Genomic DNA, 13,352 nt, shown 5'->3' on the forward strand with positions numbered 1-13,352 from the left:
CATTCTATGGGCAACTGCCCAAACTGAGTCAAACCCGCGGCTTGCAGCGTTAATTCGGTCACATTGGCGCCTGCCGCTGCGGTTCAGTCCGGCAGCGGCTCGGTGTCGATGTACTCCTCGACCTTCATCCCCCTCAGCTGGTAGCCGGCCACCCCCATGTCGGAATCGATCCGCCCCACCGCCATCACCCCCTCGACCCATACCGGCAGCATGTTGTAGCCGGCCGGCACCGCCTTGTCGGGGATGACGTGGATGAGCTGGTTGGCCGGCGGCGGCGGCACATGCACGCAGGCGCCGAAGTACGGCACGAGCAGGAACTCGCTGATCTGTTCGCCGTTGGTCTCGAGCGGGACGAGAAAGCCGGGGATGCGCACACGCTCGCCGGCAAGCCGCTCGACGACCGGCGCGCGGTCCCATTCCTCGCGGATGCGTTGCAGCACCTCCATGGCGCGCGGGTCGTTGTCGCCGAGCTCGTCGAGGTTGATGTCGGCAAACAGTGCTTCGGGCTTCCAGTCGGCGGGCATCAGCTCATCCCAGCTGAGTTCGCGGAACGGCCCGCTCGCGCTGCCGGCAGGCGCCGCCAGGCGGTCGCCCACCTGGTACTGCGGCGCACCAGCAGCCTGGCTCTGCGCCTGAACCTGCGGCACCGCCGCCAACAGGAGGAAGGAGGCGCCGACCACGGCGCACAGCTTGGATGCAGTCATCGATCGTAGAACCCATTCACATCGTGAGGACGCTCGCCGGCAGTCAGACGCGGATGCTCATGCCGTCGGCAAGCGAATAGCGGTAGGCGCGCAAGGCCGGCACCAGGCTCGCCATCAGGCTGGCCCCCAGCACCGCCGCGAGCAGGCGCCATTCGCCAGAGGTCGGCCAGCCGAGCGTCAGTTGCAGGCCATGATTGGCACTCAACCACGGCGCCAACGCCGCGCTCGCACCATACAGCAGCGCCAGGCCAAGCGCGATACCCGCCAGCGCCAGCATCACGCTCTCGCTTGCAAGCAGCTCGAACACCTGGCGCGGGCTGGCCCCGAGCGCGCGCAGGATGGCGAGCTCGCGGCGACGCTCGCCCAGGCTGGCGACCACGACCGCCACCATGCCGGCCAGCCCCACTGCCACCACCAGCGCCGACACCGCGAGCAGCGCCTTCTCGGCAATGCCGACCAGCCCCCACAGCTCCTGCAGCGTGGCGCCGGGCAGGATGGCGGTGAGCGCCTCGTCGCCATGGCCGTTGATCTGGCGCTGCACGCGGAACACCGCAGTACGGCTGTGCAGGCCGACGAGGGCAGCGGTGACCGATTTGGGTTGGAGATCGAACTTGCGCACATGCTCGGCGGCAATGCGCAGACCGGGGATGGGCGCGCCGCCATGCCAGTCGATGTGAATGGCCTCGATGCCCTCCAGGCTCACCAGCAGCGCACGATCGACCGGCGTGCCGCTGCGCGCCAGGATGCCGACGACGGTGAAGGGCTTGTCGTCGTGGTCGGCAAAGCGCGGGCCGCCCTGCCCGCCCAGCGTGCCGTGGCTGAGCACGATCTGCTGGCCGAGCCGGTAGCCGAAGCGCGCTGCCACTTCGGCACCGAGCACGACCTCGAAGATGCCGGCAACCTCGGCGGGCGCATCGGCAAAGGCACGCCCCTGTTCGAAACGCAGCGCGCGCCGGTCGCCATGGCGGTAATGCTCGAAGAAGCCCACGGTGGTGCCGATGACACGGTGGCCGCGATGGGAATCACCGAGCGAGATCGGTACCAGCCAGCTGACCTGGGGCATGGCGGCAATGTGCTCGATGCTCGCCCACGACACGTTGTTGGTGGCGTTGCCGAGGTGAAAGACCGAGTACAACAGCAGCTGTACCGGGCCACTGCGAGCACCGACCACGAGGTCGGTGCCCGAGATGGTCTGCGCAAAGCCGGCGCGGGCGTCGTTGCGCAGGCGTTCGACACCGAGCAGAAGCGCGACCGCGAGCGCCACCGCGACCACCGTGAGGCCGACCGACAGACGGCGGTTGGCGATGCTGCGCAGGCTGAGGCCGAGCACGGTGCTCATGCGCCGCCCTCCGCCGCGCACGCTGCCGAGGCGCGGTTCATGTGGTCGAGTTCGAGCACGCGGTCGAAGTGGGCCGCCAGGCGCTGGTCGTGGCTCACGAAGAGCAAGGCAGCACCGGCTGCTGCGCACTCCTCGAGCAGGAGCGCAATGAAGGCCTGCTGGCGGTCGGCATCGAGCGCGGATGTAGGCTCATCGGCCACCACCAGGCCGGGACGGCCGATGAGTGCGCGTGCGGCGGCCACGCGCTGCTGCTGGCCGACCGACAGCTGCGCCGCCGGGCGTGCGAGCAGGCCGGGGTCGAGATCGAGCCGCGCCGCCAGGCGTGCTGCCTCGGCCGCCGGCGTACTGCCAGCGGCCGCCACCCGCGCACGGCGCTGGGGCGAAAAGCGGCAGGCAAGCAGGATGTTGTCGAGGGCGGACAGCCAGGGCAGCAGGTTGAAGAGCTGGAACACGAAGCCGACATGGTCGGCACGGAAGCGGTCGCGCGCACCCGACGACAGCGCCGCCAGCACCTGCCCGGACACCTCGACAGAGCCGGCCTGGGGGAGGATCACGCCGCCGACCAGCGACAGCAGCGTGGTCTTGCCGCTGCCGCTCGGCCCGCGCAGGAAGACGCGCTCGCCACTGGCGATGTCGAGGCGCTCGATGTCGAGGCAGTCGGCTTGCGCGCCCGGCCAGCGATAGCGCAGCCCGGCGAGGCGGACCGCAGGCGCAGCGATGACGCTCACAGTTTCAGGGCAGCGGCGCCGGGCTTGAGCACCGCCGAACCCTGGCCGCGGCCGGAGGCGTGCGCCGCGCGCAACTCGCGCAGGCGCGGGAAGGCGTCGAAGAGGGCGGTGTCGATACGCTCGAGTGCGGCCGGGGCCGAGCACTCGAAGCGGTAGCTGGCGACGAGGTCGGCATGGCCATCATCACCGTGGTCATGATCGTGCTTGTGGTCGTGTTTGTGGTCGTGTTTGTGACCGTCCGCCTGCTCCCCGCCTTGCGGCCAGGGCGATTCGACGCTGACCTCCCGCAGCGCGCAACCGGCCGCGGTCGATGGTGCGAACAGCGCCCCACCGTCGCGCAGACGCTGCTCGGCAGCAGCCATGGCCTTGCGCTGGACGGCCGTGCGCGGCGCGTGCTCGAAGCCGACCAGGTTGTCGAGCGGGGTCGTCAGCTCGATCACCAGTTCGCCACCATCGCTTGCCACGCTCAGGTGGGCGACGCCGTGCTCATGGGCGCCGTGGGCATGCTGCGCCTGGGCCAGCGGCGACAATGCCAACAGGGCTGCGCAGCCAAACGCGGACAAGGTACTGCGGGCGGGGATTCGGGTCATGGTGTTGCGCCTCCGGGCTCGAAAGGTTGTCTGGAACGGGTTTCTGAGGGCAGTTGGTCAATGAAAGGCTCGCGGCTGGCGCCGCTCCTACAGCAAGGCCAGGCGCCGCGGGTGCCCCCGTAGGAGCGGCGCCAGCCGCGAGGGGTTGAAGGCGACATGCCCCACGGGTGGTACGAAAAGCTCGCGGCTGGCGCCGCTCCTACGGCGGAACCAGGCGCAGCGCATCTCCCGCCTTGGATGCGCGTGAATGCTACGGGTTCATCTAATGCTACAATGTTGCATCAAATACAGCACCAGATCCAGACCGAAGCGCCCGCAAACCGTTCCGGATACACCATGCCCCAGCACACTGCCCACAGCCACACACCCGTGCCGGCTCGCGAACTGATCGCGGCCCACGGCGGTCGCGTCACACGCACCCGCATCGCGGTCATCGAGGTGCTGCAGGCGGCGAGCCATCCGCTATCGCACGACGAGGTCGCCGCTGCGCTCGACGCGGGCGGCATCGCCCATGACCGGGTCACGCTGTATCGTGCGCTCGAGTGGCTGGTGGAACAGGGCATTGCACGCCGCATCGCCAGCGGCGAGCGCGCCTGGCACTTCGAGATCCGCCGCGGCGACGATCACCGCCATGCACACTTCCACTGCGACCGCTGCGGGCAGGTGCTGTGCCTGGAGGACATCCCCGCGACGGCGAGCGCAGCGCTGCCGGCCGGATTCGAGCTCGACCGCGCCGAGCTGGTACTGCACGGCGCCTGCGCCGACTGCGGCCGCAACGGCGTAGGGGCGCCCTGAACATGCGCCTCGAAGCCCATGTCCACACCCCCCCTGCGGCCATTCCCGGCGGACACGAGCATGCTGCTGCCCCCAGGCTCGCCGCCCAACGCGCCGCCGACCGCGGCACGCCTGCTCCCAGCCTGCTCGGCACCAGCCTGGCCACCCGCCTGGGCGTGTGCGCGGGCGCGCTGGCCGTGTTGTGGCTGACCATCCTGTGGGCGCTGCGCTGACATGGACGCCGCGCGCATGCCGATGATCCAGCTCGACAACCTCACCCTGGGCTACGACCGCCACCCCGCGGTGCACCACCTGTCCGGCGAGATCGCCGCCGGCGCGCTGGTGGCGGTGGTCGGCCCCAATGGCGCCGGCAAGTCCACCCTGCTCAAGGGCATTGCGGGCGAGTTGCGCCCGATCGGCGGCCGCATCGTGATGCCCGCCCTGCCCGCGCACGGCCTGGCCTACATGCCGCAGCGCGGCGAGATCGACCACAGCTTCCCGGTGTCGGTGTTCGACGTGGTGGCGATGGGCTTGTGGCACGAGGTCGGCGCCTTCGGCGGGTTGTCGCGCCGCCAGCGCGAGCGCGTACGCGATGCGCTGGACGCGGTTGGCCTGACGGGCTTCGAAGCGCGCCCGATCGGCTCGCTGTCAGGCGGCCAGTTGCAGCGCGCGCGCTTTGCGCGCCTCATCCTGCAGGATGCGCCGCTGATCCTGCTCGATGAGCCCTTCGCCGCCATCGACAGCCGCACCGTCGAAGACCTGGTGGCGCTGATCCTGGGTTGGCACGCCGAAGGCCGCACCATCCTCACCGTGGTGCACGACCTCGAACAGGTGCGCCGCTACTTCCCTACCGCCCTGCTGCTGTCGCGCGAACCGGTGGCCTTCGGTCCCACGGCTCAGGTACTGACGCCCGAGTTGCTGGCGCGCGCGCGCCGCCTGTCGGAAGCCTTCGACGACAACGCTGCGGAGTGCCACATCGAAGCCGTGCCCACACTGCCCCCGAGCACGGGAGACGGTGCGGCAGCCCCTGGTCACGTGCATGTCCATGATCACGACCATGCCCATGGGCACGACCACAGGCACTGAGCTTACCGACAACGCCCTCGCCCGCATTACGCGCCAGTTCCACCTCGGACCAGCCCCGGTACCAACCTGCTCCCTTTCCCCGTGACCGAATTCCTCATCGATCCGTTTACCGATTTTGCCTTCATGCGCCGCGCCCTGGCCGGCTGCCTGGCGCTGGCGCTGGGCGCCACGCCGGTGGGCGTGTTCCTGCTGCTGCGCCGCATGAGCCTGATGGGCGACGCAATGAGCCACGCCATCCTGCCCGGAGCGGCGCTGGGCTACCTCGCCTTTGGTCTCTCGCTCGGCGCGATGACGGTCGGCGGCATCGTCGCCGGACTGGTCGTGGTGCTGGCCGCGGGCCTGGTCACGCGCGCCTCCATCCTCAAGGAGGACGCCAGCCTGGCGGCCTTCTACCTGCTGTCGCTGGCCGCAGGGGTGATGATCGTGTCGCTGCGCGGGCGCAACCTGGACTTGCTGCATGTGCTGTTCGGCTCGGTGCTGGCGCTTGACGATGCCTCGCTGCTGCTGATCGCCGGCATCGCCAGCGTGACCCTGGTGTGCCTGGCGCTGTTGTTCCGCCCGCTGGTGATGGAGTGCTTCGACCCCGCCTTTCTGCGCGGCGTGAGCCGCTGGTCACCGGTGGCGCATTACGGCTTCCTGATGCTGGTGGTGGTGAACCTGGTGAGCGGCTTCCACGCCCTGGGCACGCTGATGGCGGTGGGCATCATGATCCTGCCGTCGGCCGCTGCGCGGCTATGGGCCCGCGGCCTGCCCATGCTGCTGCTGCTTGCGGTGCTGTTCGCCTTCGCCAGCGGCGTGGCCGGGCTGCTGCTGTCCTTCCATGCCGACGTGCCGGCCGGCCCGGCAATCGTGCTGGTATGCGGCGTGGTCTACTTCATCTCTTTGCTCGCTGCACCCGGTGGCCTGCTCGCCGGCCGCCTGCCGGTGCGCAACCACCTCGAACGCTGAGCGCTGCACGCACAAGGCGCCGCAAGACCCGATGCCCCTTTCCCAGGAGACCCCACGATGAAGCCCCAGCCCACAACCGCCGGACGCCGTCTCGCCCGCGCCATCGCCGGTGGCCTGCTTGCCCTTGCCCTCGGTCCGGCACACGGTCAGCAGCCGCTGGACGTCACCGCAAGCTTCAGCATCCTGGGTGATTTCGTGCAGCAGGTCGGCGGCGAGCGCGTCAAGGTGCGCAGCCTGGTGGGCGCGGACGAGGACGCCCACGCCTTCCAGCCCCGCCCCTCGGATGCGCGCGAGATCGGCTCGGCAGCGCTGGTGGTGGTCAATGGCCTGGGCTTCGATGACTGGATGAGCCGCCTGGCGCGCTCGGGCGGCTACAAGGGTACGATCGTGGTTGCCAGCGACGGCGTGGTGACGCTGGAGATGGCCGACGACCACGGCCACGACCACGGTCACAAGCATTCGCACGGCCACAAGCACGGCAGCAAGGCGATCGACCCTCACGCCTGGCAGGACGTGGGCAATGCCCGCCAGTACGTGGCCAACATCGCTGCAGCGCTGACCGCTGCCGACCCCGCGGGCGCGGACACCTACCGCGCCAACGCCGAACGCTACGACGGCGAACTGCGCGCACTCGATGCCGAGTTGCGTGCCGCATTCGAGGCGATTCCGGCCGAGCGCCGCAAGGTCGTGACCTCGCACGACGCCTTCGCCTACTTCGGGCGTGCCTACGGGGTGCGCTTCCTGTCGCCGGTGGGCGTATCGAACAATGCCGAGCCGACGGCCAAGGGCGTTGCCAGGCTCATCCGCCAACTCAAGGCGGAGAACATCCCCGCGGTGTTCATCGAGAATGTCGTCGATGCACGCCTGATCGAGCGCATCCGCGCCGAGAGCGGCGCCAGGATGGGCGGCACGCTCTACTCCGACGCCCTGTCGGGCGCTGGCGGGCCGGCAGCGAGCTATGTGCAGATGATGCGCAGCAACCTGCAGGCGCTGCAGGACGCGCTGCGCGAGACGCCCTGACCCCGGGCGCCCCGGGCGTTCAGGCGAAGATGCTGTGCAGCATCTTCGCGCACAGCACCATCAACAAGCCGGCAAAGATCTTCTTGAGTGTGGCCACCGGAAGGCGGTGCGCCAGACTCGCACCATAGGGTGCGGTGAGCATGCTGACCGTAGCCACCAGAACCAGCGCCGGCAGATAGATGTAGCCAAGGGTCAGTGCCGGCGTGCCGTCGGCGCCCCAGCCATTGACGAGGTAGCCGATCGTGCCCGAGACGGCGATCGGCAGGCCGATCGCCGCTGACGTGCCGATCGCGTGCTGCATCTTGACGTTGCACCAGGTCATGAAAGGCACGGACAGCGAACCACCACCGATCGCCACCAAGGCCGAAATGCCGCCGATGCCGACACCTGCGGCGTTCATCCCGGCGACCCCAGGCAGCTCGCGCGCAGGCTTGGGCTTGATGTTCAGCAGCATCTGCACGGCCACGTAGGCGGTGAACAGGGCGAAGAAGATCGACAGCGGCACGGTATCGGCACGCGACGCGATGAAGGTGCCGCCGAAGGTGCCAAGCAGGATGCCGGGGGTGATCCGGCGCACGATGTCCCAGCGCACCGCACCGTGCGACTGGTGGGCGCGCAAGCTGGAGATGGAGGTCAGCACGATGGCTGCCATCGAGGTTCCGAGCGCCATGTGCACCACGGACTCGTGAGCAAAGCCCTGGGCAAGGAATAAGGTGGTGAGCATCGGAACCATCACCGCGCCGCCGCCCACCCCGAGCAGGCCAGCAACGAAGCCCACCACCGCGCCAAGTAGGGGGTAGGCGAGCCACCAGGCATTCACATCCATCGGATTCTCCTTGCCGTTGTTCGCGTCAGGCACGATCGCCGGCCGTTAACGTGAAGAAGGCACGGTGATCGCTCACCGCGCCTTCTCGTGTGGCCCCCCGCCTGTGCCGTCTCCGCCGGGCATCCTGAACCTAGGGTTCAGGGAGGTCGCGTTCCTTCCGCATCAGGATCACCCGGCAAGGGGCGTTCACACAGCGGTATCGATGGTCGGCAACCGAGTCTCTCGACTATTGGTTCAAGGAATCTACGACTTCAACGAACACTGCAGGGGATTGATCTTACGTGCCCGACCAGCCTGCCGACCTGCGCAGGAGCAATTCTGAAACAGACGTCAGAAGAGCTTTTCCTGCTGGGCCAGCACCCCGTCGAGGCGCGCTTTCATGAGTCCGATTCTACGCTTCGTGCCCGGCATGTCAAACCCATTGCCACGCTGGAACTGCAGGAACTCGTGTGCAAGGTTGAGTGCAGTCATGACCGCCAGCCGCTCGCCCGCGGCGTTGGTCTTGGCGCCAAGTTCACGAAACTTGTCGTCCAGGTAGGCGACCGTGGCGAGCAACTCGTCCTTGCTTTCGGGGGTGCAGGAGACGCGGTATTCCTTCCCGAGCAACATCACATCCAGATGCTCCATCGACATGACCTCAGGCCTCCGGCAGTTTTTCTAGCAAGCTCTCGACACGCTCGGCGGCGAACCTGACCTTGTCGGAGAGCTGGCGGTTGTCGGTCTCCAGCCGCAGGACGCGCCCGCGCAGCTCGGCATTGTCGGCCCGCAGGCGTTCGTGGAGGCTGATCAGTTGCTCGAGTTGGGCTTCGAGCTGGGCGAGTTCTGTATCCATGGCGGCGATGTTAGTGAGCGGGCGATGACGGGTCAATCAGCGCTGGACCTGGGTCACGTCACGCACCGCGCCGGTATCGGCCGAGGTGGTGAGCGCAGCATAGGCCTGCAGCGCCGCCGAGACGACGCGTTCGCGCTTGACCGGCTTCCATGCAGCAGCCCCCTTGGCCTCCATCGCGGCGCGTCGGCGGGCGAGCTCGTCGGCCGTGACCGCGAGGTTGATGCTGCGGTTGGGGATGTCGATCTCGATGATGTCGCCGTCCTCGACGAGGGCGATCGCACCGCCGCAGGCCGCCTCGGGCGAGGCATGGCCGATCGACAGGCCGGAGGTACCGCCGGAGAAGCGGCCGTCGGTGAGCAGCGCGCACTGCGCGCCCAGACCTCGGCTCTTGAGATAGGAGGTGGGGTAGAGCATCTCCTGCATGCCGGGGCCGCCCTTAGGGCCTTCGTAGCGAATCACCACCACGTCGCCAGCCTGCACCTGTTCGCCAAGAATGCCGTCAACCGCGTCTTCCTGGCTTTCGAACACGCGCGCCTTGCCGGTGAACTTCCAGATCGACTCGTCCACGCCGGCGGTCTTCACGATGCAGCCCTTCTCGGCAATGTTGCCGTAGAGCACGGCAAGCCCCCCGTCCTGGCTGAAGGCGTTGGCCTTGTCGCGGATGACCCCGCGCGTGCGGTCCATGTCCAGCTCCTTCCAGCGGCGATTCTGCGAGAACGCCACTTGCGTCGGCACCCCGCCCGGCGCAGCGAGGAAAAGCTCGAACACGGAGACGTCATGCGCCTGCAGGATGTCCCAGCGCGACAGGGCGTCGCCCATGGTCTTGCTGTGCACCGTCGGCACGTCGCGATGCAGCAGCCCTGCACGATCGAGCTCGCCGAGGATGCCCATGATGCCGCCGGCGCGGTGCACGTCTTCGATGTGCACATCGGCCACGGCGGGCGCAACCTTGCACAGGCAGGGGACGCGGCGGCTGATGCGGTCGATGTCCTTCATCGTGAAGTCGATACCGGCTTCGTGCGCGGCTGCCAGGAGGTGCAGCACGGTGTTGGTCGAGCCGCCCATGGCCACGTCGAGACTGATGGCGTTCTCGAAAGCCTTGAAGCTGGCGATGGAGCGCGGCAGCGCGGAGGTGTCGTCCTGTTCGTAATAGCGGCGGGCCAGGTCGACGATGCGGCGGCCGGCTTCCTTGAACAGCTTCTCACGGTCGGCATGGGTGGCGAGCGTGGTGCCGTTGCCGGGCAGCGACAGTCCGAGCGCTTCGGTGAGGCAGTTCATCGAGTTGGCAGTGAACATGCCCGAGCACGAGCCGCAGGTCGGACAGGCAGAGCGCTCGACGGCGTCGACTTCCTCGTCGGAGCAGTTCTTGTCCGCGGCCTTGACCATGGCGTCGACCAGATCGAGGGAGATGACCTTGTTCTCCCACTTCACCTTGCCTGCCTCCATCGGGCCGCCGGAGACGAAGATCACCGGGATATTGAGGCGCAGGGCGGCCATCAGCATGCCCGGGGTGATCTTGTCGCAGTTCGAGATGCACACGAGCGCGTCTGCGGTGTGGGCATTGCACATGTACTCGACGCTGTCGGCGATGAGGTCGCGCGAGGGCAGCGAATACAGCATGCCGCCGTGCCCCATGGCGATGCCGTCATCGACGGCGATGGTGTTGAACTCCTTGGCGACGCCGCCAGCGGCCTCGATCTCGCGCGCAACGAGCTGCCCCAGGTCCTTCAGGTGCACGTGGCCGGGCACGAACTGGGTAAAGCTGTTGGCGATGGCGATGATCGGCTTGCTGAAGTCCTCGTCCTTCATGCCGGTGGCGCGCCACAGGGCGCGGGCTCCCGCCATGTTGCGGCCGGCGGTCGAGGTGCGGGAACGATACTGGGGCATGGCGGCGCTCCGGAAAATCTGCGGTAAAGACGGTGATTCTAACGCGCACCAGCCAGCATGCACATCGTTCGGCACCACGGCAGCGATCCGGCATCGCACTCGGCGCACCTGCAGGGGCGATGGGCACGGCGGGAGCCGGTGGGAGCGGCGCGAGCCGCGAGCTTTTCATCGCACCCACCCGACGCCCTTCGCCTTCAACCCCTCGCGGCTGGCGCCGCTCCTACGGCGGGAACGGACACCGCGGCGCCCTCCTGTAGGAGCGGCGCGAGCCGCGAGCCTTTCATCGCACCCACCTCACGCCCTTCGCCTTCAACCCCTCGCGGCTCGCGCCGCTCCTACGGTGGGAACGGACACCACGGCGCCCTCCCGTAGGAGCGGCGCGAGCCGCGAGCTTTTCATTGCACCCACCCCACGCCCGTCGCCTTCAACCCCTCGCGGCTGGCGCCGCTCCTACGGCGGGAACGGACACCGCAGCGCCCTCCTGTAGGAGCGGCGCGAGCCGCGAGACGTCGGAGGTGTGCGGGCTGGCGTATCATCCCGGTCTCGTCACCGCCAGGAGGCCCCATGCAGGATGCGAACCCCGCCACCGAAACACAACCGGAAGCCGGCTTCGACCTCACCCCGGCCGAGATCCGTGTGCTCGGGGTGTTGATCGAAAAGTCCTTCATCACCCCCGACGCATATCCGCTGTCGATCAACGCCGTCACGACCGGCTGCAATCAGCTCACCGCGCGCGAGCCGGTGATGAGCCTGAGCGAAGCGGAGGTACAGGATGCGATCGACAGCCTAATGGCCCGGCGCCTGGTGTCCAAGCGCGACCAGGCAAGCGCGCGCGTGCCCAAGTACGAGCACCTGGTGCGCCTGCGCCACTCGCTGCCGCCAGCCGAGCAGGCGGTACTGGCGATCCTGCTGCTACGCGGCGCACAGACTGCAGGCGAGTTGCGCCAGCGCTGCGAGCGCCTGCACCGCTTCGACGACGTTGCAGCGGTAGAAGCGGTGCTGGAACACCTGGCCGACAAATATCCGCCGCTCGTCGCCGCCCTGCCCCGCGCGCCCGGCACCAAGGAGACCCGCCACGTGCATCTGCTCGGCGGCGACGCGGCGGTTCAGGAGATGGCCGAGGCGCAGTCCCTGGGCACAGCGGCGGGCAGTGCGCGCGGACGAATCGGGGAACTCGAGGACGAGGTCCGCCGTCTGCGGGAAGAGCTCGAAGCCCTGCGCAGCGAGTTTGCCGAGTTCCGCAAGCAGTTCGACTGACCACCTGACCCACAAACGGCGCGCAGGACGAGCCACTGGCAGGCCGGCTCAACGTGTGCGCCACGCTTATTGCGCCCATCAGACCCATGCTCGTCCATCCGCAATTCGATCCGATCGCCTTTTCGCTGGGCCCACTCTCGGTGCGCTGGTACGGCCTGATGTACCTGATCGCTTTCGTGCTCTTCGTCGTCCTCGGTCGCCTGCATGCACGCCGCAGGCCTGAGCTGGGCTGGAACGCGCAGATGATCGACGACCTGTTGCTGTACGGCGTGATCGGCGTGATCGTGGGCGGACGCCTGGGCGAGGTGCTGTTCTTCCAGCCCGGCTACTACCTGCAGCACCCGGGTGAGATCCTCGCGGTGTGGAAGGGCGGAATGAGCTTTCACGGTGGCTTCCTCGGCGTGCTGGTGGCGATGTGGCTGTATGGCCGCAAGCACGGCAAGGGCTTCTGGCAGGTCACCGACTTCATCGCACCGCTGGTGCCGACCGGGCTGGCGGCAGGGCGCATCGGCAATTTCATCAACGGTGAGCTATGGGGTCGCCCGGCAAGTTTAGAGCTGCCCTGGGCGATGGTCTTCCCCTGGGTGGACGCGGCACCGCGCCACCCCTCACAGCTCTACCAGGCGGCGGGTGAAGGCCTGCTGCTGTTCGTCATCCTGTGGCTGTACGCGGCCAGCCCGCGGCCGCTGCGCGCGGTGTCAGCCGTGTTCCTGATCGGCTACGGCAGCCTGCGCTTCCTGGCCGAGTTCTTCCGTACGCCCGACCCCGGCATCTTCGGCACCTTGTCTCTGGGCCTATCGACCGCGCAGTGGTTGTGTGTGCCGATGGTGGTGGTCGGCCTGGCCCTGCTGGTACTGACGCGCACCGCCGCACCGGCGCCACGCTGAAGCAGCCGGGACTGCCCCGGCTGCTCAGGCCGCCTTGGCGTCGGCAAGCCCCGCGAGCAGTTCGGGCAGGTCGGCGACGAGGCTGACGGCGTCGGCGCCGAGCGCGCGCGCCGCGCGCGCCGGCATGGAGTCCGCAGCCGGCACGGCAACGACGATGTAACTGCCCGGGGCAACGCGCTTGAGCAGGCCGACGAGACGTGCGGGCTCCTGCGGTGCGACGCTCGAATCGAGAACCACCACGTCGGGATGACGTTCGAAGTACAGGCCCAGGGCGAGGCTCTCGCTCGCAGTGTGACCAACGACGTCTACGCCTGATTCCGCCAGGGCCGCACCGAGCGCCAGCGCGGTGTCGGCCTGCGGCGCATCGGGCGCGACGAGCAGCACTCTCAGGCGGGATTCTTGGGGGCGCATGGCGGCGGCAAGCAGCACGTTATTGCAGACTCGGGGAAGAAGACTGCCCGGAAGATGTCATAG

General features: G+C 68.3%; 16 protein-coding genes and 1 other RNA gene. 7 read left to right on the top strand and 10 right to left on the bottom strand.

Annotated elements, in window-relative coordinates:
• Nucleotides 1-83 precede the first annotated feature (83 nt).
• The 4 genes from P7F68_RS02065 to P7F68_RS02080 are packed head-to-tail and all read right to left on the bottom strand — an operon-like array spanning nucleotide 84 to nucleotide 3,361.
• Entirely contained in the window at nucleotides 84-704 is a 621-nt protein-coding gene (locus tag P7F68_RS02065) for a DUF3299 domain-containing protein (RefSeq protein ID WP_002931916.1), read from the bottom strand.
• Between the two features lie 43 nt (nucleotides 705-747).
• Complete coding sequence (locus P7F68_RS02070) at nucleotides 748-2,043, bottom strand: ABC transporter permease (RefSeq protein WP_277830257.1); 1,296 nt, start codon at nucleotides 2,041-2,043, stop codon at nucleotides 748-750.
• Nucleotides 2,040-2,771 carry an ABC transporter ATP-binding protein gene (locus P7F68_RS02075; protein WP_277830259.1) on the bottom strand — a complete coding sequence of 244 codons (732 nt, stop codon included), beginning with the start codon at nucleotides 2,769-2,771 and terminating at the stop codon, nucleotides 2,040-2,042. The genes P7F68_RS02070 and P7F68_RS02075 overlap by 4 nt, the downstream gene beginning before the upstream one ends.
• A complete protein-coding gene (locus tag P7F68_RS02080) occupies nucleotides 2,768-3,361 on the bottom strand; it encodes a DUF2796 domain-containing protein (protein ID WP_277830261.1) in 594 nt (197 codons plus the stop codon). Before P7F68_RS02080 ends, P7F68_RS02075 begins: the two co-directional genes overlap by 4 nt.
• A gap of 336 nt (nucleotides 3,362-3,697) precedes the next feature.
• On the opposite strand from P7F68_RS02080, the gene P7F68_RS02085 reads away from it, so the two are divergent.
• From P7F68_RS02085 to P7F68_RS02105, 5 genes are all read left to right on the top strand, one after another.
• Nucleotides 3,698-4,156, top strand: coding sequence for a Fur family transcriptional regulator (locus P7F68_RS02085; RefSeq protein WP_002931908.1), 459 nt, complete (start codon nucleotides 3,698-3,700; stop codon nucleotides 4,154-4,156).
• Between the two features lie 2 nt (nucleotides 4,157-4,158).
• A complete protein-coding gene (locus tag P7F68_RS02090) occupies nucleotides 4,159-4,368 on the top strand; it encodes a hypothetical protein (RefSeq protein WP_277830265.1) in 210 nt (69 codons plus the stop codon).
• A 1-nt stretch (nucleotide 4,369) separates the two neighbouring features.
• Nucleotides 4,370-5,221 carry a metal ABC transporter ATP-binding protein gene (locus tag P7F68_RS02095; RefSeq protein WP_002944468.1) on the top strand — a complete coding sequence of 284 codons (852 nt, stop codon included), beginning with the start codon at nucleotides 4,370-4,372 and terminating at the stop codon, nucleotides 5,219-5,221.
• Nucleotides 5,222-5,302: 81 nt separating this feature from the next.
• Entirely contained in the window at nucleotides 5,303-6,169 is an 867-nt protein-coding gene (locus P7F68_RS02100; protein ID WP_002931903.1) for a metal ABC transporter permease, read from the top strand.
• Between the two features lie 57 nt (nucleotides 6,170-6,226).
• Nucleotides 6,227-7,189, top strand: a complete 963-nt coding sequence (locus tag P7F68_RS02105; RefSeq protein WP_277830267.1) for a metal ABC transporter solute-binding protein, Zn/Mn family — start codon at nucleotides 6,227-6,229, stop codon at nucleotides 7,187-7,189.
• Nucleotides 7,190-7,208: 19 nt separating this feature from the next.
• Here P7F68_RS02105 and P7F68_RS02110 read toward each other — a convergent pair whose 3' ends face one another.
• The 5 genes from P7F68_RS02110 to ilvD all read right to left on the bottom strand — a co-directional run bounded on the left by P7F68_RS02110 (nucleotide 7,209) and on the right by ilvD (nucleotide 10,734).
• A complete protein-coding gene (locus tag P7F68_RS02110; RefSeq protein WP_277830269.1) occupies nucleotides 7,209-8,015 on the bottom strand; it encodes a sulfite exporter TauE/SafE family protein in 807 nt (268 codons plus the stop codon).
• 90 nt (nucleotides 8,016-8,105) lie between these two features.
• A non-coding RNA gene (ssrS, locus tag P7F68_RS02115) (6S RNA) lies at nucleotides 8,106-8,288 on the bottom strand.
• Between the two features lie 57 nt (nucleotides 8,289-8,345).
• Complete coding sequence (locus P7F68_RS02120; RefSeq protein WP_002931893.1) at nucleotides 8,346-8,648, bottom strand: cell division protein ZapA; 303 nt, start codon at nucleotides 8,646-8,648, stop codon at nucleotides 8,346-8,348.
• A gap of 4 nt (nucleotides 8,649-8,652) precedes the next feature.
• Nucleotides 8,653-8,847, bottom strand: a complete 195-nt coding sequence (locus P7F68_RS02125; protein ID WP_002931891.1) for a hypothetical protein — start codon at nucleotides 8,845-8,847, stop codon at nucleotides 8,653-8,655.
• A 36-nt stretch (nucleotides 8,848-8,883) separates the two neighbouring features.
• On the bottom strand, nucleotides 8,884-10,734 hold the full coding sequence (ilvD, locus tag P7F68_RS02130; protein WP_002944474.1) for a dihydroxy-acid dehydratase: 1,851 nt from the start codon (nucleotides 10,732-10,734) through the stop codon (nucleotides 8,884-8,886).
• Between the two features lie 564 nt (nucleotides 10,735-11,298).
• Between ilvD and P7F68_RS02135 the strand changes: the two genes are divergently transcribed.
• Both P7F68_RS02135 and lgt read left to right on the top strand, forming a co-directional pair.
• Complete coding sequence (locus P7F68_RS02135) at nucleotides 11,299-11,991, top strand: YceH family protein (RefSeq protein ID WP_004248814.1); 693 nt, start codon at nucleotides 11,299-11,301, stop codon at nucleotides 11,989-11,991.
• An 86-nt stretch (nucleotides 11,992-12,077) separates the two neighbouring features.
• Nucleotides 12,078-12,878 carry a prolipoprotein diacylglyceryl transferase gene (lgt, locus tag P7F68_RS02140; RefSeq protein WP_277830276.1) on the top strand — a complete coding sequence of 267 codons (801 nt, stop codon included), beginning with the start codon at nucleotides 12,078-12,080 and terminating at the stop codon, nucleotides 12,876-12,878.
• 24 nt (nucleotides 12,879-12,902) lie between these two features.
• On the opposite strand, the gene P7F68_RS02145 is transcribed toward lgt, so the two are convergent.
• Nucleotides 12,903-13,289: a two-component system response regulator gene (locus P7F68_RS02145; RefSeq protein WP_277830279.1), complete on the bottom strand. Its 387-nt coding sequence runs from the start codon at nucleotides 13,287-13,289 to the stop codon at nucleotides 12,903-12,905.
• Nucleotides 13,290-13,352 lie beyond the last annotated feature (63 nt).

The sequence above is a fragment of the Thauera mechernichensis genome (assembly GCF_029588855.1).
GTDB classification, from domain to species: Bacteria; Pseudomonadota; Gammaproteobacteria; order Burkholderiales; family Rhodocyclaceae; genus Thauera; species Thauera mechernichensis.

Bases quoted from the DNA above. Each gene is read 5' to 3' on its own strand.
- P7F68_RS02105 (WP_277830267.1), top strand. From the start codon at position 6,227: ATGAAGCCCCAGCCCACAACCGCCGGACGCCGTCTCGCCCGCGCCATC.
- P7F68_RS02120 (WP_002931893.1), bottom strand. From the start codon at position 8,648: ATGTCGATGGAGCATCTGGATGTGATGTTGCTCGGGAAGGAATACCGC.
- P7F68_RS02080 (WP_277830261.1), bottom strand. From the start codon at position 3,361: ATGACCCGAATCCCCGCCCGCAGTACCTTGTCCGCGTTTGGCTGCGCA.
- P7F68_RS02065 (WP_002931916.1), bottom strand. From the start codon at position 704: ATGACTGCATCCAAGCTGTGCGCCGTGGTCGGCGCCTCCTTCCTCCTG.
- P7F68_RS02125 (WP_002931891.1), bottom strand. From the start codon at position 8,847: ATGGATACAGAACTCGCCCAGCTCGAAGCCCAACTCGAGCAACTGATC.
- P7F68_RS02145 (WP_277830279.1), bottom strand. From the start codon at position 13,289: ATGCGCCCCCAAGAATCCCGCCTGAGAGTGCTGCTCGTCGCGCCCGAT.
- P7F68_RS02085 (WP_002931908.1), top strand. From the start codon at position 3,698: ATGCCCCAGCACACTGCCCACAGCCACACACCCGTGCCGGCTCGCGAA.
- P7F68_RS02090 (WP_277830265.1), top strand. From the start codon at position 4,159: ATGCGCCTCGAAGCCCATGTCCACACCCCCCCTGCGGCCATTCCCGGC.
- P7F68_RS02110 (WP_277830269.1), bottom strand. From the start codon at position 8,015: ATGGATGTGAATGCCTGGTGGCTCGCCTACCCCCTACTTGGCGCGGTG.
- ilvD (WP_002944474.1), bottom strand. From the start codon at position 10,734: ATGCCCCAGTATCGTTCCCGCACCTCGACCGCCGGCCGCAACATGGCG.
- P7F68_RS02135 (WP_004248814.1), top strand. From the start codon at position 11,299: ATGCAGGATGCGAACCCCGCCACCGAAACACAACCGGAAGCCGGCTTC.
- P7F68_RS02070 (WP_277830257.1), bottom strand. From the start codon at position 2,043: ATGAGCACCGTGCTCGGCCTCAGCCTGCGCAGCATCGCCAACCGCCGT.
- P7F68_RS02095 (WP_002944468.1), top strand. From the start codon at position 4,370: ATGGACGCCGCGCGCATGCCGATGATCCAGCTCGACAACCTCACCCTG.
- lgt (WP_277830276.1), top strand. From the start codon at position 12,078: ATGCTCGTCCATCCGCAATTCGATCCGATCGCCTTTTCGCTGGGCCCA.